16 protein-coding genes and 2 tRNA genes are annotated in these 16,999 nt (G+C 70.6%); 3 read left to right on the forward strand and 15 right to left on the reverse strand.

All coding sequences use genetic code 11. The features are described 5' to 3' along the window. Positions 1-84 precede the first annotated feature (84 nt). From ACFYW3_RS07760 to ACFYW3_RS07795, 8 genes are all read right to left on the reverse strand, one after another. Positions 85-157, reverse strand: a tRNA-Ala gene (locus ACFYW3_RS07760). A gap of 224 nt (positions 158-381) precedes the next feature. Further along, the gene (locus tag ACFYW3_RS07765) at positions 382-615 is read right to left on the reverse strand and encodes a hypothetical protein (RefSeq protein ID WP_008738908.1); all 234 of its coding nucleotides are present in this window, start codon (positions 613-615) and stop codon (positions 382-384) included. Between the two features lie 143 nt (positions 616-758). After that, a tRNA-Ala gene (locus ACFYW3_RS07770) sits at positions 759-831 on the reverse strand. 112 nt (positions 832-943) lie between these two features. Next, positions 944-1,648: a histidine phosphatase family protein gene (locus tag ACFYW3_RS07775; RefSeq protein ID WP_389385976.1), complete on the reverse strand. Its 705-nt coding sequence runs from the start codon at positions 1,646-1,648 to the stop codon at positions 944-946. After that, positions 1,645-2,091, reverse strand: a complete 447-nt coding sequence (rsfS, locus tag ACFYW3_RS07780; RefSeq protein WP_053674983.1) for a ribosome silencing factor — start codon at positions 2,089-2,091, stop codon at positions 1,645-1,647. Before rsfS ends, ACFYW3_RS07775 begins: the two co-directional genes overlap by 4 nt. A gap of 117 nt (positions 2,092-2,208) precedes the next feature. Next, positions 2,209-3,954: an LCP family protein gene (locus ACFYW3_RS07785; RefSeq protein WP_351758528.1), complete on the reverse strand. Its 1,746-nt coding sequence runs from the start codon at positions 3,952-3,954 to the stop codon at positions 2,209-2,211. Positions 3,955-3,983: 29 nt separating this feature from the next. After that, entirely contained in the window at positions 3,984-4,601 is a 618-nt protein-coding gene (nadD, locus tag ACFYW3_RS07790) for a nicotinate-nucleotide adenylyltransferase (protein WP_267798808.1), read from the reverse strand. A 61-nt stretch (positions 4,602-4,662) separates the two neighbouring features. Then, positions 4,663-4,830: a hypothetical protein gene (locus ACFYW3_RS07795; RefSeq protein WP_199826412.1), complete on the reverse strand. Its 168-nt coding sequence runs from the start codon at positions 4,828-4,830 to the stop codon at positions 4,663-4,665. Between the two features lie 141 nt (positions 4,831-4,971). Between ACFYW3_RS07795 and ACFYW3_RS07800 the strand changes: the two genes are divergently transcribed. After that, complete coding sequence (locus ACFYW3_RS07800; RefSeq protein WP_351758592.1) at positions 4,972-6,072, forward strand: M48 family metallopeptidase; 1,101 nt, start codon at positions 4,972-4,974, stop codon at positions 6,070-6,072. Here the strand turns inward: ACFYW3_RS07800 and ACFYW3_RS07805 are convergent. The 7 genes from ACFYW3_RS07805 to ACFYW3_RS07835 form a co-directional block, all read right to left on the reverse strand. Beyond that, entirely contained in the window at positions 6,053-7,225 is a 1,173-nt protein-coding gene (locus ACFYW3_RS07805) for a hypothetical protein (RefSeq protein WP_351758524.1), read from the reverse strand. The genes ACFYW3_RS07800 and ACFYW3_RS07805 overlap by 20 nt on opposite strands. A 67-nt stretch (positions 7,226-7,292) precedes the next feature. After that, the gene (locus tag ACFYW3_RS07810) at positions 7,293-7,859 is read right to left on the reverse strand and encodes a hypothetical protein (RefSeq protein WP_389385823.1); all 567 of its coding nucleotides are present in this window, start codon (positions 7,857-7,859) and stop codon (positions 7,293-7,295) included. Between the two features lie 77 nt (positions 7,860-7,936). Beyond that, the gene (locus tag ACFYW3_RS07815; protein WP_351758519.1) at positions 7,937-9,220 is read right to left on the reverse strand and encodes a glutamate-5-semialdehyde dehydrogenase; all 1,284 of its coding nucleotides are present in this window, start codon (positions 9,218-9,220) and stop codon (positions 7,937-7,939) included. 217 nt (positions 9,221-9,437) lie between these two features. Beyond that, positions 9,438-9,902, reverse strand: coding sequence for a hypothetical protein (locus ACFYW3_RS07820; RefSeq protein WP_351758589.1), 465 nt, complete (start codon positions 9,900-9,902; stop codon positions 9,438-9,440). Between the two features lie 42 nt (positions 9,903-9,944). After that, positions 9,945-11,072 carry a glutamate 5-kinase gene (gene proB, locus ACFYW3_RS07825; protein WP_351375847.1) on the reverse strand — a complete coding sequence of 376 codons (1,128 nt, stop codon included), beginning with the start codon at positions 11,070-11,072 and terminating at the stop codon, positions 9,945-9,947. A 97-nt stretch (positions 11,073-11,169) separates the two neighbouring features. Beyond that, a complete protein-coding gene (locus tag ACFYW3_RS07830; protein WP_351758517.1) occupies positions 11,170-11,658 on the reverse strand; it encodes a GtrA family protein in 489 nt (162 codons plus the stop codon). Then, the gene (locus ACFYW3_RS07835; protein WP_351758514.1) at positions 11,655-12,632 is read right to left on the reverse strand and encodes a glycosyltransferase family 2 protein; all 978 of its coding nucleotides are present in this window, start codon (positions 12,630-12,632) and stop codon (positions 11,655-11,657) included. Before ACFYW3_RS07835 ends, ACFYW3_RS07830 begins: the two co-directional genes overlap by 4 nt. 155 nt (positions 12,633-12,787) lie before the next feature. Here ACFYW3_RS07835 and ACFYW3_RS07840 point away from each other — a divergent pair, with 155 nt between their 5' ends. Both ACFYW3_RS07840 and ACFYW3_RS07845 read left to right on the forward strand, forming a co-directional pair. Further along, the gene (locus ACFYW3_RS07840) at positions 12,788-15,658 is read left to right on the forward strand and encodes a bifunctional glycosyltransferase family 2 protein/CDP-glycerol:glycerophosphate glycerophosphotransferase (protein ID WP_351758511.1); all 2,871 of its coding nucleotides are present in this window, start codon (positions 12,788-12,790) and stop codon (positions 15,656-15,658) included. Continuing rightward, positions 15,655-16,848: a glycosyltransferase gene (locus ACFYW3_RS07845; protein ID WP_389385825.1), complete on the forward strand. Its 1,194-nt coding sequence runs from the start codon at positions 15,655-15,657 to the stop codon at positions 16,846-16,848. The genes ACFYW3_RS07840 and ACFYW3_RS07845 overlap by 4 nt, the downstream gene beginning before the upstream one ends. Positions 16,849-16,999 lie beyond the last annotated feature (151 nt).

The following is a 16,999-nucleotide window of genomic DNA, read 5'->3' on the forward strand; positions in this document are numbered from 1 at the left end:
GGGCCCCCCGCCCCCCCCCCGCCGCCCCCCCCCCCCCCCCCCCCCCCCCCCCCCCGGCGGGGGGGCCCCCGCTTCTCTTCACTGTGGAGCTAAGGAGAATTGAACTCCTGACCTCCTGCATGCCATGCAGGCGCTCTACCAACTGAGCTATAGCCCCTTGTTGTGCTTGTCGTTTCGGTTTCCCTTGCCGGTTCCCCTTGGCGACGTCCCAAACATTACACGGTCATGGCCCTGGTCCAAAAATCGGTTTCGGCGACCTCGGGCCATGTCCGAAATATTCCACTCCGTCACACATTCACGCCGTACCGGCCACGCGTGCCCCAGGGGCCACGCGTGCCTCGCCGGTCACTCGCGCCGTACCGGTCGCGTCTGCCGCGCGGGTCACGCTCTCGCGAATTGATAGAACCGCTTGAGCGTGCAGTGCTCGTCGAGCAGGCGGCCGTAGATCGGTTCCCCTTCCAGCTCGCGGTAGGTCTCGATCGGGTCGCCTTTTATGATCAGCGCCCGCGCGCATTCCTCGCACCAGTACTGGTAGTCGGGATTGACCGGGTCCATGTCACGCACGATCGGCGTGCCGTTGTTGCACCAGTCGCACCGCCGCCGGTGTGCACCCATCCGTCAGCGACTCCCTCCCGCGTCGGGCCGTCGTGTCCCCCTCCGGCCGTCCGATTCTGCCATGCCGGTACGGGCCAGGTCAGCCGACGCAAAAGGAACAAACGCAAGAATCCCGCCCCCAGTTGGGGACGGGATCCTGATTGTGGAGCTAAGGAGAATTGAACTCCTGACCTCCTGCATGCCATGCAGGCGCTCTACCAACTGAGCTATAGCCCCGCTCTCCGCCACGCTTCCCCCGTTTCCGGTGTTCCGCGCTGCGAACAAGAAGAACTCTAGCCTGTGACCAGCCGGAAAGTGAAATCCGGGTGGAAGCCTCCGCGAGCAGCGCTCAGTCGTCGTCGCCGAGCACCGGTTCCGGCAGCGTGCCGGCGTTGTGCTCCATCAGACGCCAGCCGCGCGCACCCTCGCCGAGGACGGACCAGCAGCAGTTGGAGAGCCCGCCGAGACCCTCCCAGTGGTACGAGTCCAGGCCCAACAGGCGGCCGATGGTCGTGCGGATGGTGCCGCCGTGGCTGACCACGACCAGCGTGCCGCCCTGCGGCAGCCGGTCGGCGTGGCGCAGCACGACCGGGGCGGCCCGGTCGGCGACCTCGGTCTCCAACTCCCCGCCGCCGCGGCGGACGGGCTCGCCGCGCTTCCACGCCGCGTACTGCTCGCCGTACTTCGCGAGGATCTCGTCGTGCGTGAGGCCCTGCCACTCGCCGGCGTACGTCTCGCGCAGCGCCTCGTCGTGGTCCACCGCCAGCCCCGTGACGGCGGCCAGTTCGGCGGCCGTGTCCGCGGCCCGCCGCAGGTCGGAGGCCACGATGGCGTCCGGCTTCAGCGAGGCGAGCAGCCGGGCGGCGCGGCGCGCCTGCGCCACACCGGTGTCGGTCAGCTCGATGTCCGTGGAGCCCTGGAAGCGGCGCTCCAGGTTCCAGGCGGTCTGACCGTGTCGCCAGAGGACGATCTTCCTGCCGGTCCTGCCCGAGCCGGAGCCGGACGAGGTGTCCGTCCCGGTCGACGTGGTCGTGCCCGTGTCGGTCCCGCTCAGAACAGATCACCGTCCAGTTCGTCGTCGCCCTGCGCCTCGCGCAGCTTGGCGTGCTCCTCGGCCTTGCCGATGGTGAGCTTGGCGTCCTCGGGGAGCTCGATCTCGGGGCAGTCCTTCCACAGGCGCTCCAGCGCGTAGAAGACGCGCTCCTCGCTGTGCTGGACGTGGACGACGATGTCGACGTAGTCCAGCAGGATCCAGCGGGCGTCGCGGTCGCCCTCACGGCGCACCGGCTTGGCGCCGAGCTTCTTGAGCAGCTGTTCCTCGATCTCGTCCACGATCGACTTGACCTGGCGGTCGTTGGGCGCGGAGGCGAGCAGGAAGGCGTCGGTGATCGACAGCACGTCGCTGACGTCGTACGCGATGATGTCGTGCGCGAGCCGGTCGGCCGCGGCCTGGGCGGCGGCGGTGATGAGCTCGATGGAGCGGTCCGTGGCGGTCACTGGCCATGCTTTCGGGTTGGCGGGCAGATCCTTACAAGGGTCTCATGTACCGCCGACCCCGCCCGCGCGGAACGTTCCGCGCGGGCGAAATCACAGCTCAGGGCCGGATCGGGGGCGTCAGGACGCCTTGTAGTCCCGGCCCAGGACCACCACGACGTCCGCGTTGACGACGTTCTCGGCCTTCTTCACGACGGTCTCCGGCAGCCCCAGTGTCTTGGCCACCTCGACGGCGCGCTCCCGCTGGGCGTCGTCCTGGTAGGTGATCTGCGAGGTCCCGGCCGTGTCGTCGGCCTTGCCTCCGTCGACGAAGGTGTAGCCGCCGTTGAGCAGGGCCGCCTTCGCCGCGTTCTGTGTCTTCTCGTTCCCGGTGGCGTCCCTGAGACCCACCCGGGGGGTGGCGCCGGGCGGTGCGGCCGTGGCGGAGCCGCCGAGGACCTCTTTGACGATCTTCTTGTTGGCCTCGTCGGTGAGGCCGCCGTCCGGCTTCACCCCGAGGACGTCGGTGCGGTAGTCGCCCACCTTGGCGTGCTCGCCGATCCGCGACAGCAGGCCGCCGAGGTTCTGCGCGTCGAGGGCCGGGTCCAGGATCTGGCCCATGCTCTCGACCGTGGTGGCCGCCGCCTTCGGGTCGGAGGGGATCTTCCGCAGGACCGCGTACAGCACCTTGCCCAGCCGGTCCAACTGCCTGACCTCCGGCTCGCCCTGGCCGCGGTGGGTGGCGTACGCCACGGCCATCGCGCCGTTGAGGCTCTGTTTGGGGCCCTTGCCCACCGCCGGGGTCTTGGCCTTGTCGTCGGCCGGGACCGCGGTGTCGGTGTCCACCTCGATGCCCCCGATCAGCTCGACCAGGCTCTCCAGGAAGGGGGTGTCCAGACGCCAGGTACCGCCGATGTGGGTGCCGAGGGCCGAGTCGAGGGAGTCCTTGGTGCCGAGGCCGCCGCCCTCGACGGACTTGCCGAGGGTGGTCCCCGTGCCGTCCGTCTGGGGGAAGCCGAGGGTGTTCGGCACCAGCACGGTGGCGCCCTGCCCGGTGGTGACGTTGTCGACGAGCAGCGCCGTGGAGGTGCCGCCCTTCTTGGTGTTGAGCACGTGGACGACGATCATGTCGCGCTTCTGGGCGCCGGGGGCCGCCGCGGCGCCCTTCTTCTCCCCGGGGCCGTCGAGGAAGGGGAGCTTGCCCGCGTACCAGAGGTAGCCGAGGCCGCCGACGACGAACACGGCGAGGACGACGATCAGCGCGACCACCCGGTTGCGGCCCCGGCGGCGGATCTCCTCGCGGCGCTCGGTGCGGCTCTCGGTGAAGGCCAGCCAGTCGATGACGTCGTCGGACTCCTCGTCCGGCTGGTCGATGAAGGCGAACATCCCGGTGTCGTAGTCCCGGTCCCCCTCGGATCCGGCGTCGGGCCGGCGCGGCTCGGGGACCCGGGACGCGGCGGGCTCCGGGGCCGGATCGGGCTCGGCGGGCGCCTGCGGGGCGCCCTGCCGCGGGATCCACTGCCGGGTCTGTTGCGGGGACCGCGGGGTGTCGTACCCCTGGTCTGGGGCCTGGGCGTAGGGCTCCCCGGCGTGCTCCCGGCCCGGATCGCCCGGGGAGGTCTGCTGCGGCGCCTGGTACTGCTGCCCGTACGCCTGCTGGTCGTAGCCGTACTGCTGCGGCTGCTCGTACTGCTGATACTCCTGCTGATACGGCTGCGCGTACCGCTGCTGCTCGTACGAGGGGCCCGGCTGCTGCTCGTACCGGGGCGCCTGGTCGGCGGGCTGCGCGGGCACCGGTCCGTACACCGGCTGACCGTACGCGTCGTAGCCGATGAGCTGCCGCTCCTGGGCTGCGTACGGGTCGTACGGATCCTGTCGGTCGTTCACCGCGGGCCCCTCTCTCCGAAACCGGAAGCTCAGGCTCCCCGATACAGCTCACGCTTGTCGATGTAGCGCACGACACCGTCCGGCACCAAATACCAGACAGGATCGCCCTTGGCGACCCGCGCACGACAGTCTGTGGACGAGATGGCCAGCGCGGGGACCTCCACCAGGGAGACGCCGCCCTCGGGCAGACCGTCGTCGGTGAGCACGTGACCCGGACGGGTGACGCCGATGAAGTGCGACAGCGAGAAGAGCTCGTCGGCGTTGCGCCAGGTGAGGATCTGCGCGAGGGCGTCGGCGCCGGTGATGAAGAACAGGTCCGCGTCGTCGTTGATGGCCTTGAGGTCCCGCAGGGTGTCGATCGTGTAGGTGGGGCCGCCGCGGTCGATGTCGATGCGGCTCACCGAGAACTGCGGGTTGGAAGCCGTCGCGATGACCGTCATCAGATAGCGGTCCTCGGCGGGCGACACGGCCCGCTGCGACTTCTGCCACGGCTCGCCCGTCGGTACGAACACCACCTCGTCGAGGTGGAAGAGGGCGGCCACCTCGCTGGCGGCGACCAAGTGTCCGTGGTGGATCGGGTCGAACGTCCCGCCCATCACGCCGAGCCGGCGCTTGACCGGGCCGGTAGGCATTTCCTGCTCTCCCATGAGCGCAGAGCCTACTGGCCCGGTGAGGCGGCAAACCCATCCGGTCACGGCACTGGGCCGTCTAGCGGTCGCGGTTCAGGCGGGTGGTCACCCAGAGCATCAGCAGCAGGATCACGAACGCGCCGCCACCGGTCAGGTACGGGCTCAGGCTGTCGTGGTTGCCGCCGTGCTCGGCGCCACCCTCCGAGGCGAGAACGACCAGGTTGTGGGCGGTGGTGGAGAGGCTCATCAGGCAGATACCTATCGAGTCGGGGACCGGGCGGAGACTTCGCTCACATCGTATGCGGGGCCCCTGGGCACGCTCACGCCGACTCGGACGTTGGAGAGGATGGACGCAGAAGCGGACAGGTCGATCAAGGGGGAGGGCAAGATGACGGACACCGGTTTCGAGAAGGTGCCGGCGCGGAACCGCAGGAGGTTCCCCGGCATTTCCTCGCGGGCGTACGAACATCCGGCGGACCGCTCGGCGCTGGTCGCGCTGCGCAAACTCAGCGGCTTCGACACGGTGTTCAAGGCGCTGAGCGGGCTGCTGCCCGAGCGCAGCCTGCGGCTGTTGTTCCTGTCGGAGTCGGTGCGGGTGGGCGAAACCCAGTTCCCGCACCTGCACGGGATGCTGCGGGACGCCTGTTACATCCTGGACCTGGAGAAGGTCCCGCAGATGTACGTGCAGCAGGACCCGAAGCCCAACGCCATGTGCATCGGGCTGGACGAGCCGATCATCGTCGTCACGACGGGCCTCGTCGAACTCCTCGACGAGGAGGAGATGCGGGCGGTCGTGGGCCACGAGGTGGGCCACGCGCTGTCCGGGCACGCCGTCTACCGCACGGTGCTGCTGTTCCTGACGGGTCTGGCGATGAAGGTCGCGTGGATCCCGCTGGGCAATGTGGCGATCATGGCGCTCGTCACCGCGCTGCGGGAGTGGTTCCGCAAGTCCGAGCTGTCGGCGGACCGGGCCGGGCTGCTGGTGGGTCAGGACGTGAACGCCTCGATGCGCGGCCTGATGAAGATCGCGGGCGGCAACCACCTGCACGAGATGAACGTGGACGCCTTCCTGGCCCAGGCCGAGGAGTACGAGTCGAGCGGGGACCTGCGGGACTCCGTGCTGAAGATCCTCAACGTGTTGCCGCGTTCGCACCCCTTCACCACGGTCCGCGCGGCCGAGTTGAAGAAGTGGTCGCAGAACCGCGACTACCAGCGGATCATGGACGGCCACTACCCGCGGCGGGACGAGGACAAGGACGCCTCGGTGAGCGACTCCTTCCGGCAGTCCGCCTCGCACTACGCCGACTCGGTGCGCACCAGCAAGGACCCGCTGATGAAGCTGGTCGGCGACCTCGCGGGCGGTGCGGGCGACCTGGGCGGCAAGCTCCGGGACAAGTTCACCGGGGCCGGCGCCGGCGCGGCGAACGGTTCCGCGGGCGCCGGCGAGGGCAAGGGCGCCCCCGGCGGCGCTACGGAACAGCCGGGCTGACGGGGCCGACGGCTGCCGGCGGAGGAGGGTCCTGGGGGTTCGTGGGCGGCGCCAGGACCCCGCAGAGCCCGGCGGAGCGCCGCGGGTGGCCGGAGGCGTACGGGTCGCTCGCGGCCGGGCCGACGGTGGTGGGTCCGGCCCCGGCGAGCAGCGGCCGGAAGCCCGCCGCGGGCTCGGAGGCGCAGTCCTGGGGGCCTGCCATCACGTAGGCGGAGGCCAGCTCCGCCCGGCGTGCGACGAGGTCCTCGCGGTCGAGCCGCAGCCGCAGTTCCCGCCGGACGGTGAAGAGCGAGGCGCCGTCGGCGGCCGACGGCTGCCCGCCGGCGGAGCGTACGGCGTAGACGAAGGTGTGGTCGGTGGTGACCTCCAGCACCTGGGCGGAAACCTCCTGGTAGGCGAGGGTTCCGCTCACCCGGACCCTGGGGTCGGCCACGGCCGCGACGGCGGGGTCGAAGCGCACCAGCCATCCGGTGGCGGCGTGCCTCCCGTCACCGACGGGCGCGGTCATGCTCCGGTCGAACTGTGCGAGCTGGTCGGGGTCGAGCAGCACCCGCACGGGCCGTGAGGCGGTCCCGGCGAGCACGTCCGGGTCCAGCGCCGACTGCACCAGGTAGTCCTTGGCGATGGACAGCGCGGAGACGATCTGGCTCTCGCTGAAATGGTGGGTGCGGCGTACGGCCGGCAGGGTGATCCCGGCCGCCCCGATGCGGTACTCGGCCGCCGGGCTCTTCGCGAACAGGTCGGCCGGATTCCCGCCGGGCACGGCGGTGGTCGGTGCGAGCGGGACGATCGTGGCCGCGAGCGGTTCCGCGGTGGTGCCGGGCGCGGGCACGTACGGGCTGCGCAGGCCCATGTAGACGGCGGCGGCGAAGGCCGTGGCGATGAGGAGCACGATCAGCAGGCCTTGGCGGGCACCGTGGCTCGGTGTGCCGTCGTGATGGCCCGAGGAGCCGCCTCCCGTCCAGAGGGAGCGGCTGCGGACCGCCCGGGCGTGCTCGCCCATGCGTTCCTCGGCGGAGTACTCCTGGAGCCGCGCGGCCCGCACGAAGTTCTCGTCGAACACGACCGACCGGAACTCGTCCGACCGGAACTCGTCATCGCCCTCGCCGATGCCGTCGGGGGCGCCGTTGGGTGGATCTCCTGGAACGGCCATCGCTTCTCCCCGCTGTCCCCGCTTCAGAGAAGCCCCCGAATCCGGTGAACGCAAGCGGGGCGTACTTTCAGGGTTGGCGGCCGACGGGGTAGGTAAACGCTCCGACGCCGGTCACTTCGCGCTGCGGGGTGCTGGCTGGGGCGGGTGCGTGGTCCGCGTCTCCTGAGGCGCTGCGGTACACGGCGCTGAAGGCGAGCGCGATCATTCCGAGGCCCATCACGAAGGCGAGCACCCAGGCGACGGGGCGCAGCCAGGGTGCCCGGCCGCGGTAGGGGCGCATGCTGCCGCCGTAGACGCCGTAAGGGCCTTCCGCGTAGCCGTGGCCGTGGCCGTGGCCGTAGGGGCCGTGTTCCCAGCCCGGCTCGTCGAGGCCGTACCCGTCGGGGTGGCCGTAGGAGTACCCGTCGTGCTCGTCCTCGGTCGTCCAACCGCCGGCCACGCGTGCGGCCTCGGCCTCGGCACGCGCCCGGTCCGCGGCCCGCTGGCGCTCGGCCGCGCTCGGTTCATGGATCTCGGCGTTCCGGACGAAGGCCTCGTCGAACACCACGGAGGCGAAGTGCTGATCCGCGCCTCCGCGGTCGTCGTCGGGCTCCCCGTCGTCCGGGAACGGCTTGCCCCCCACGTCGTCCGGCACGGGACCAGCGTAGACCTGGGGGGCCGCTTTGGGCAGGGTGTCCGCCGAATCCCGGCCACCCGACGTTCGGGGTCCGACTACCGAACGTGACCGTCTCCGGTGACGATGTACTTGGTGGAGGTGAGCTCCGGAAGGCCCATCGGGCCCCGGGCGTGCAGCTTCTGCGTGGAGATGCCGATCTCCGCGCCGAAACCGAACTGGCCACCGTCCGTGAAGCGGGTGGAGGCGTTCACCGCCACCGTGGTCGAGTCGACCAGTTGGGTGAAGCGGCGCGCGGCGGCCTGCGAGGTGGTGACGATCGCCTCGGTGTGCCCCGACGTCCAACGGCGGATGTGGGTGACGGCGTCGTCGAGGGAGTCCACGACGGCCGCGGCGATGTCGTAGGAGAGGTACTCGGCCGCCCAGTCCTCGTCGGTGGCGGGCAGTGCGGTGACCTTGGTCCCTTCGGCGTACGCGAGGACCTCGCCGTCGCCGTGGACGGTCACTCCGGCGTCCGCGAGGGCGTCGAGGGCGAGCGGCAGGAACGCGGCGGCGATGTCCCGATGGACCAGGAGGGTCTCGGCGGAGTTGCAGACCGAGGGGCGCTGCGCCTTGGAGTTGACGAGGATGTCCACGGCCATGGCGAGGTCGGCCTGGGCGTCGACGTAGACGTGGCAGTTGCCCGTGCCGGTCTCGATGACCGGGACGATGGACTCCTCGACGACGGTCTTGATGAGCGAGGCTCCGCCGCGCGGGATCAGCACGTCGACGAGGCCGCGGGCGCGCATCAGCTCGCGGACGGAGTCGCGGGACTCCCCGGGGACGAGCTGGATGGCGTCGGCGGGCAGTCCGGCGGACTCGATGGCGTCCCGGAGGATGGCGACGAGGGCGCTGTTGGAGGCGTAGGCGGAGGAACTGCCGCGCAGCAGAACGGCGTTGCCGGACTTGAGGCAGAGTGCGGCGGCGTCGACGGTGACGTTGGGGCGGGCCTCGTAGATGATGCCGACGACGCCGAGCGGTACCCGGATCTGGCGGAGGTCGATGCCGTTGGGGAGGGTGGAACCGCGGACGACCTCGCCGACGGGGTCCGGGAGGGCGGCCACGTCGCGGACGTCGGAGGCGATCGCGGCGACGCGCTCGGGGGTCAGGGTGAGGCGGTCGATGACGGTCTCGCTCGTGCCCGCCTCCCGGGCCTTGGCGGTGTCGAGGGCGTTGGCCTCGACGATCTCCGCGGTACGGGCCTCCAGCGCGTCCGCGATGGCCAGGAGGGCCGTGTCCTTGGCGGACCGCGGGAGTGGGGCGATGGCTGCGGCGGCCGTCCGGGCTGCTCGCGCGGTGGCGATCACGGGGGAGGCTGCGGTGGCGTCGTCGAGCGAGGTCATGCGGCCCAGGGTAAGCCCCGGTCCGGGCCGGTCCGACGGGATTCCACCCCGCGAGACGGGACACCCCGGGAGTCGGGCCGTCGCCCGCGACGGGCCGTCGCGCGACGGGCCGCGGCGGGGCGGGACGCGGCGGGGCGGGACGAGCAGCGGCGAGACGGGGGTGTCACGGCGGGGCGGCGGTGTCGCGCGGGCGCCCTCACCCGTCCCGCGCTCGCGTTCAGTAGGGGTGCACGCCCACGGGGTGGGCCGGGGGCGGCCCGTAGCCCTCGGCCACGCGCTGGTGGTAGGTCGCGCGGTCGATGACCTCCAGGCCGACGATCTCCCAGGGCGGGAGCTGCGCCGAGGACCGGTGCTCGCCCCAGAGCCGCAGGGCGACGGCGGCCGCGTCGTGCAGGTCGCGGGCCTCCTCCCAGTACCGGATCTCGGCGTGGTCGTCGGCGTACCGGCTGGTCAGCAGGAAGGGATGGTCGTGGGCGAGCTGTTCCAGCCCGCGCCGGACCTCGGACAACGGCGCCGGCTTGCCGGAGACGCTCAGGGTGACGTGCCAGAGGCGAGAGGTGTCCGGCCCGTCCCCGTTGCCGCCCCCGCCAACGCCGCCGTCACCGTCCCCGGTGCCGACGCTGGTCAGCGCTCGTCTCACCAGCCGCCTCCTGTCTGCGCTACGCGTGTCCGCCCCACACAGTTGACCAGTCCTCGGCCGGCCGCGCGGCGGTTTTGCCGAACCTCAGCCCTGCAGCAGGACCAGATCGTCACGATGGACGACCTCCCGCTCGTACGCGGGTCCGAGCTCCCGCGCGAGCTCGCGAGTGGAGCGGCCGAGGAGTTGCGGGAGTTCCTTGGCGTCGAAGTTGACCAGCCCCCTGGCCACGGCGCGGCCGTCGGTGGTGCGCAGTTCGACCGGGTCCCCGGCGACGAAGTCGCCCTCGACGCCGGCGATCCCGGCGGCCAGCAGGGAACTGCCGCGTTCGGTGACGGCGCGGACCGCCCCGTCGTCCAGTACGAGGTGCCCCTGGGGGGTGGAGGCGTGTTGGAGCCAGAGCAGCCGGTCCGCCGAGCGGCGGCCCGTGGAGTGGAAGAGGGTGCCCGTGCCGCGCCCGGCGAGGGCGTCGGTGGCCTGGCTGGCGGAGGTCAGGACGACGGGGATGCCGGCGGCCGCCGCGATGCGGGCGGCCTCGACCTTGGTGACCATGCCGCCGGTGCCCACGCCCGCCTTGCCGGCGCTGCCGATGGAGACGTGCGCGATGTCCTCGGGGCCGCGCACCTCGTCGATGCGGGTGGTGCCGGGGAGCGAGGGGTCGCCGTCGTAGAGGCCGTCCACGTCGGACAGCAGCACGAGCAGGTCGGCGCGGACGAGGTGGGCGACCAGGGCGGCGAGCCGGTCGTTGTCGCCGAACCGGATCTCGTCCGTGGCGACGGTGTCGTTCTCGTTGACCACCGGGAGCGCGCCCATGGCGAGGAGCTGGTCCAGCGTCCGGTAGGCGTTGCGGTAGTGCGCCCGGCGGCTGGTGTCGTCGGTGGTCAGGAGGACCTGGCCGACGCGGACGCCGTAGCGGGCGAAGGAGGCGGTGTACCGGGCGACGAGCAGGCCCTGTCCGACGCTGGCGGCGGCCTGCTGGCGGGCCAGGTCGGTGGGGCGGCGGCGCAGGCCCAGCGGGGAGAGGCCGGCGGCGATGGCGCCGGAGGAGACCAGGACGATCTCCTTCTCGCCGCCGCTGCGGGCCTTGGCCAGTACGTCGACCAGGGCGTCCACCCGGTCCGCGTCGAGGCCGCCGGTGGCGGTGGTCAGGGAGGAGGAGCCGACCTTGACCACGATCCTGCGGGCGTCCACGACGCTCTGCCTAGCCGCTGACACGTCTGTCCCCTTGCCCCTTGCCTGATGTTCCCGGCGCCTTGCCGCAGGTGCCGGGAACTCAATCTACGGGGTGGCCCGTCGGGGCCGCGCGCGGGTTTCAGAGGGTGGACGAACCGCGGACCGGCTCGGTTTCCGTCGCGGCGGCGGCGCCCGGGACCAGGATCTTGCGGGACAGCAGGAAGGTGAACGGGATGGCCACGACGGCCGCGACGAGCGGGGCGATCCGGTCGTCCATGCCGGCCCACTGCACCAGGACGAACAGGCCGACCGACTGGATCACGTAGTTGGTGATGTTCGTCAGCGGGAAGAGCGCGAACTTCTTCCACGTGGGCCGGGTCCGGTAGGTGAAGTAGGTGTTCATGAAGAACGAGCCGACCATCGACAGCAGGAAGGCGAGCGTGTACGCGGCGAAGTACGGCATCCACGGGTGCAGGAGCAGGTAGATGCCGAAGAAGGTCGCTGTGTTGACGCCGCCCACCAGGCCGAAGCGGACGATCTGCCCCAGCTGTTCCCGTCGGGTGCTCGGGGGCGCCGGGGCGCTCCCGGTCACCGGCGGGTGACCGGGAGCGGGGACGTTCGAAGTCATCGGCGGCTGCGCTCCGAGATCACGGCTTCGGAGACGCCGGGCACCCGCTCCGCGCCGTGCGCCTCCTTGACCAGGAAGTGCGGGCGGCGCTTGGACTCGTAGTAGATGCGGCCGATGTACTCGCCGATCAGCCCAAGCATGATCATCTGCACGCCGCCCAGGCCTGTGATGAGCGCCACGAGCGTGACGTAACCCGGCGACTCGACCCCGTACGTGATCGCCATCACGGTGGTCCACAGGGCGTATAGGCCCGTGAGTGCGACCAACGACACGCCGAGCCAGATCCCGATCCGGAGCGGACGGTTGTTGAAGGAGATCAACCCGTCCATGCCGTAGTTCAGCAGGGCGCCGAACTTCCACTTCGTCTCGCCGGCCTCGCGCTGGGCGTTGCGGTAGTCGAAGTGGACCGTGTCGAAGCCGATCCAGGAGAAGAGTCCCTTGGAGAAGCGGTTGTACTCGGGGAGCGCGAGCAGGGCGTCCACGGCGGGGCGCGAGAGCAGTCGGAAGTCGCCGACCCCGTCGGTGAGCTCGACGTCCACCCAGCGGTTGACGCCTCGGTAGTACATGCGGCTGAGGGCGGAACGGACCTTCTTGTCGCCCTCGCGGGTGCGGCGGGCGATGACCTGGTCGTGTCCCTGCCGGTAGTGCTCCAGCATGGTGGCGATGAGCTCCGGCGGGTGCTGGAGGTCCGCGTCCATGATCACCACGGCGTCGCCGGTGGCCTCGCGCAGCCCGGCGAGCATGCCGGACTCCTTGCCGAAGTTACGACTGAAGGAGACGTAGCGCGTCTGGTCGCCGTACTCCGCGGCGATCTTGCGAAGTTTCTCCAGCGTGCCGTCCCGGCTACCGTCATCGACGTAGCAAACCTCGTACTCGATGGGCAGGGCGTCGAGGACCCTGCGGATCTCCGCGTCGAAGCTGTCGATGACGGCTTCTTCGTTGTAGCAAGGAACAACTACGGACAGCTTGGTCATGAACACTTCCTGCCGGATCCGAACGGGTGATTGTCGACGACTGGCTCGACACCACCACCTCTTGAGAAGTATGCACGGCCGAGCCGCGCTGCCCGAGTCGAGTGCCGCACACGGTAGCTTTGTCGGGATAAACGCATTGGAACAAAGGGATCGAGGTGCACGTGCCTGACGTCTCCGTGGTCGTCATCGTCTACAACGACGCAGAGCGTCTGCCGACAGCCGTCCAGTCGGTTTTGGACCAGACCCTGCATGGGGTCGAAGTCGTGATCGTGGACGACTGCAGCAAGGACCGGTCATTCTCGGTCGCGAAAGAACTTGAAGCGGCACATCCGGAAAGGGTGCGCGCCTACCAGTTGCCGGAGAACAGCGGCGGCTGCGGCGCCCCCCGCAACCACGGCATCCAGCAGGCCACCGGTACGTACGTCATGTTCCTGGACAGTGACGACATCCTCGAGCGGAACGCCTGCCGGAACATGCTGGCCGCCGCCGAGCGCACCGGGTCCGACCTGGTGTCCGGCATGTGTGTGCGCGTGCACCTGGACAACCGGTCGAACAAGACCACCGAGTGGTATCCCTGGATCTACTCGCACACCCGCACGCTGGAGTCGATCACCGAGTACCCGGACCTGCTGGTCTTCGACACCCTCTCCACGAACAAGTGCTACCGGCGCGCGTTCCTGCTGGAGCAGGACCTGAAGTTCCCGGTCGGCATCCACTACGAGGACCTGCTCTTCTCCGCGCAGGCCTACGTCGCCGCCCGCCGCATCACGCTGATCCCGAACCACGTCTACTTCTGGAACGTGGTCGAGAAGGCCGCGTCGAAGTCGATCAGCAACCGGCGGCACGAGATCGAGAACTTCGTCCACCGGATGGAGATCCACCGCCGCGTCGACGACCTGCTCGCCGCCAAGGGCCACGACCAGATCAAGTCGGCGAAGGACACCAAGTTCCTCAAGCACGACCTGGTCCTGCACCTGCGCGACCTGCCGCTGCTCGACGACGCGTACCGGCACGAGTTCGCCCGCCTCGCCAACGGCTACCTGGCGGGCATCGACCCCGCCGCGTACGAGAACGTCACGTACCTCCAGGCCATCTGCGCCTACCTGCTCGGCAAGGAGGACTGGGAGAACCTGCTCCCGGCCGCCGCCGCGATGACGAACAGCGGCCGGCTGACCTCCCCGCTCGCCGAGCGCGACGGGCGCGTCTACTGGTGCGCCGAGCACCTCGACGACGTCGAGGGCCGCCGGATACTGGACGTCACCGCGCAGGGCTTCCACACCGCCCCGCTCGGCTCCATGGCCCTGGGCAACCGCCTCACCTCGTACGAGGACGACGGACGCGGCACGGTCACGCTCTCCGGGGCGATCGTGAACCCGCTCGGCCGCATCAAGGCCGGGACCGCGTTGAAGGCCACCCTCGAATTCCGGGCCCGCCGCCAGATCGGGGTGCGCTCGTTCAGCTTCCCCGTGGAGGCCGTGCACCGCGCCGACGACAAGATCGAGTGGAGCACGACGGCGGACGTCGGGAGCACGGTGCGCCCCCTCGGCATCATCGACGCCGTGTGGGACGTCCGGCTGAAGCTGAACGCCGGCGGCACCAAGATCACCACCCGCGTCTCGGTCGACGGTCTCGACCTGGAGTCGGCGGCCCGGCTGCGCGTGCGCCCGAGGCTGACCCGCCTGGTCTCCGACCGCTTCGAGCCGGAGATGACCAAGAAGGGCAACCTCTCCTACGTCCTGACGGCCGAGGGCGCCGCCGCCGTGCGCACCCAGACGCTGATCAACAACGCCATGCACGGCAGGACCGCGGGCCTGGTCAAGCGCAACCTGCGCCGCGCCCTCAAGGCCCGCCGCAACCTAGGCTCGGGCGAGCAGAAGGTCAAGATCTACCACGAGGTCTTCTCGAAGCTGCCGATCAAGAAGGGCACGGTCGTCTTCGAGAGCCACATGGGCAAGCAGTACAGCGACAGCCCGAAGGCCATCTACGAGGAGATGGTCCGCCAGGGCGTGCGGTTCGACGGGATCTGGTCGTACGCGGGCGCGAAGCCCACCGGCTTCCCGCCGGAGGCCACCCTGGTGCGGCGCTGGAGCTGGCCGTACCTGCGGGCTCTGGCCCAGGCCGAGTTCTGGGTGGACAACCAGGGCTTCCCGCTGGCGCTGGCCAAGCGCGCGGGCACCACGTACATCCAGACCTGGCACGGTTCCGCGCTCAAGCGGATGGGCTTCCACGAGCCCCGGACCAAGGCGCAGGGCAAGGCCGGCCAGGACCGCTTCCAGGCCGCCGTCGACCGCTTCGACCACTTCCTGATCCGTTCCGAGCACGACACCCGCACCCTGGCCAAGGGCTTCCGGCTGCGGGACGAGGTGCTGCTGCGCACCGGTTACCCGCGCAACGACGCCCTGGTCCAGGCGCAGCGCGCCGAGGCGGACACCGGGGAGCGCGTCCGCGGTCCGCTCGCGGCGGAGCTCGGCATCGACCCGGAGAAGAAGGTGCTGCTCTACGCGCCGACGTTCCGGTCGAAAGCGGACGGCGCGGTGGAGGGCTTCACGTTCCCCTTCGACGTGGATGAGTTCGCCGATCGCCTCGGCGACCGCTTCACGTTGCTGGTGCGCACGCACTACCTCAACAGCGTGTCGCTGCCGCCGTCCGTCGCGGGCCGGGTGATCGACGTGTCCCGGCACCACGACATCACCCCGCTGCTGGAATTGGCGGACGGGCTGATCACCGACTATTCGTCGGTGATGTTCGACTACTCGGTGCTGGACCGGCCGATGGTGTTCTTCGCGTACGACTACGAGAAGTACTCCACGGACATCCGCGGCACGTACTTCGACCTCAAGGAGAAGGCCCCGGGCCCGGTGGTGGCCACGGCCGACGAGCTGATGCAGGCCGTCGCCGTCCTCGACGAGGCCGACACCAAGTACGCGGAGGCGCGCCGGCGCTTCCTGACCGAGTTCGGCGAGTACGACCGCGGGGACGCGGCCCGCCAGATCGTCGAGAAGTTCTTCACCAGGAGCGGCAAGTGAGCCAGCAGACCGCCGACGAGCCGTCCGTCGTCCCCGTCTCGGGCGGACGTGACGTCTTCCTCGTCGCCAACAGCGTGGACGAGCTCGGTGGCGTGACCACCTGGTCGCACCAGATGGCCAGGCTGCTCACCGACCGGGGGCACCGGGTACACGTCATCGGCATCGCGCCGGTCGAGGACGAGCTCCGGCAGAAGCTGCCGCGCGACCTCCCCTACGCGACGACGACCCTGTACTCCGCCCGCCCCCCGGGGGCGCGCCGGCTCCAGGGCATCAAGGGCAGGCTGAACGCCCCCGAGCGGCGCCGGCAGTCGGCCCGCCGGGCGCAGATGCAGGCCAAGGCGGACACCATGGGCGCGCTGTTCCAGGCGGCCCGCCCGGGTGCCGTGGTGATCGTCACACAGGTCTGGGCGATGGAGTGGGTGACGCTGGCCGACACCAAGGGGCTCAGCGTCATCGGCATGAGCCACGAGTCCTTCGAGGCCAGCGCCAAGTCCAGCCGGGGCGGACGCGTCCGCCTGCACTACACGGAGGTCGACCGGCTGCTGGTGCTGACGCCGGAGGACGCGGACCTGTGGATCAGGGCCGGCATGGAGAACGTGGGCAGCATGCCGAACCCGCTGCCGTTCATGCCGGAGTCCCCCGCCCCGCGGACCGCGAAGGTCGTCGCCAGCGTCGGCCGCCTGGCCTTCGAGAAGGGCCTCGACCTGCTGCTCGACGCGTGGGCGGACGCCGTCCCGCTGCACCCCGACTGGGTCCTGCGGATCTACGGGGCCGGTCCGGAGGAGCCCGCGCTGCGGGCGCACTGCACCTCGCTCGGGCTGGACGAGAGCGTCGAGTGGATGGGCAGCACGGACGACGTGCTGGGCGCGCTGTGCGAGGCCTCGGTCTTCGCGCAGGCCTCGCGGGCCGAGGGGTTCCCCATCACTCTGCTGGAGGCGATGGCGGCGGGCGTGCCCGCGGCCGCGTTCGACTGCGCGCCGGGCGTACGGGAGATCGTGAGCCACGGCGAGGACGGGCTGCTGGCCCGGCTGGGCAACACGATGGAGCTGGCCACGCACCTGGACGCGCTGATGTCGGACCACGAGCTGCGCGACCGGCTCGGGGACGCCGCCTTCCGGAACGTGAAGCGCTACTCCAGCGCCGAGATCACCGACCGGTGGGAGGAGCTGTTCTCCTTCCTGGAGCGCTGAGCTCCCGCCGGTGAACACGTACGAGGCCGCCCGCCCCGGATCCTTCCGGGGCGGGCGGCCTCGTCTCTTCCACCGCGGCCCACCGGCGCGCCGGGCCGGGCCGCGGTCCGCCGAAGGAGAGCCGCCGGCCCTTCGGCCCTTCCTCGGCGGC

The organism is Streptomyces sp. NPDC002602, assembly GCF_042889445.1.
Taxonomy (GTDB): domain Bacteria; phylum Actinomycetota; class Actinomycetes; order Streptomycetales; family Streptomycetaceae; genus Streptomyces.

What these genes read in the sequence shown, in the direction of transcription:
- ACFYW3_RS07800 (WP_351758592.1), top strand. Translation starts at nt 4,972, where the DNA reads ATGACGGACACCGGTTTCGAGAAGGTGCCGGCGCGGAACCGCAGGAGG.
- ACFYW3_RS07805 (WP_351758524.1), bottom strand. Translation starts at nt 7,225, where the DNA reads ATGGCCGTTCCAGGAGATCCACCCAACGGCGCCCCCGACGGCATCGGC.
- nadD (WP_267798808.1), bottom strand. Translation starts at nt 4,601, where the DNA reads ATGGGAGAGCAGGAAATGCCTACCGGCCCGGTCAAGCGCCGGCTCGGC.
- ACFYW3_RS07795 (WP_199826412.1), bottom strand. Translation starts at nt 4,830, where the DNA reads ATGAGCCTCTCCACCACCGCCCACAACCTGGTCGTTCTCGCCTCGGAG.
- ACFYW3_RS07815 (WP_351758519.1), bottom strand. Translation starts at nt 9,220, where the DNA reads ATGACCTCGCTCGACGACGCCACCGCAGCCTCCCCCGTGATCGCCACC.
- ACFYW3_RS07830 (WP_351758517.1), bottom strand. Translation starts at nt 11,658, where the DNA reads ATGACTTCGAACGTCCCCGCTCCCGGTCACCCGCCGGTGACCGGGAGC.
- ACFYW3_RS07835 (WP_351758514.1), bottom strand. Translation starts at nt 12,632, where the DNA reads ATGACCAAGCTGTCCGTAGTTGTTCCTTGCTACAACGAAGAAGCCGTC.
- ACFYW3_RS07765 (WP_008738908.1), bottom strand. Translation starts at nt 615, where the DNA reads ATGGGTGCACACCGGCGGCGGTGCGACTGGTGCAACAACGGCACGCCG.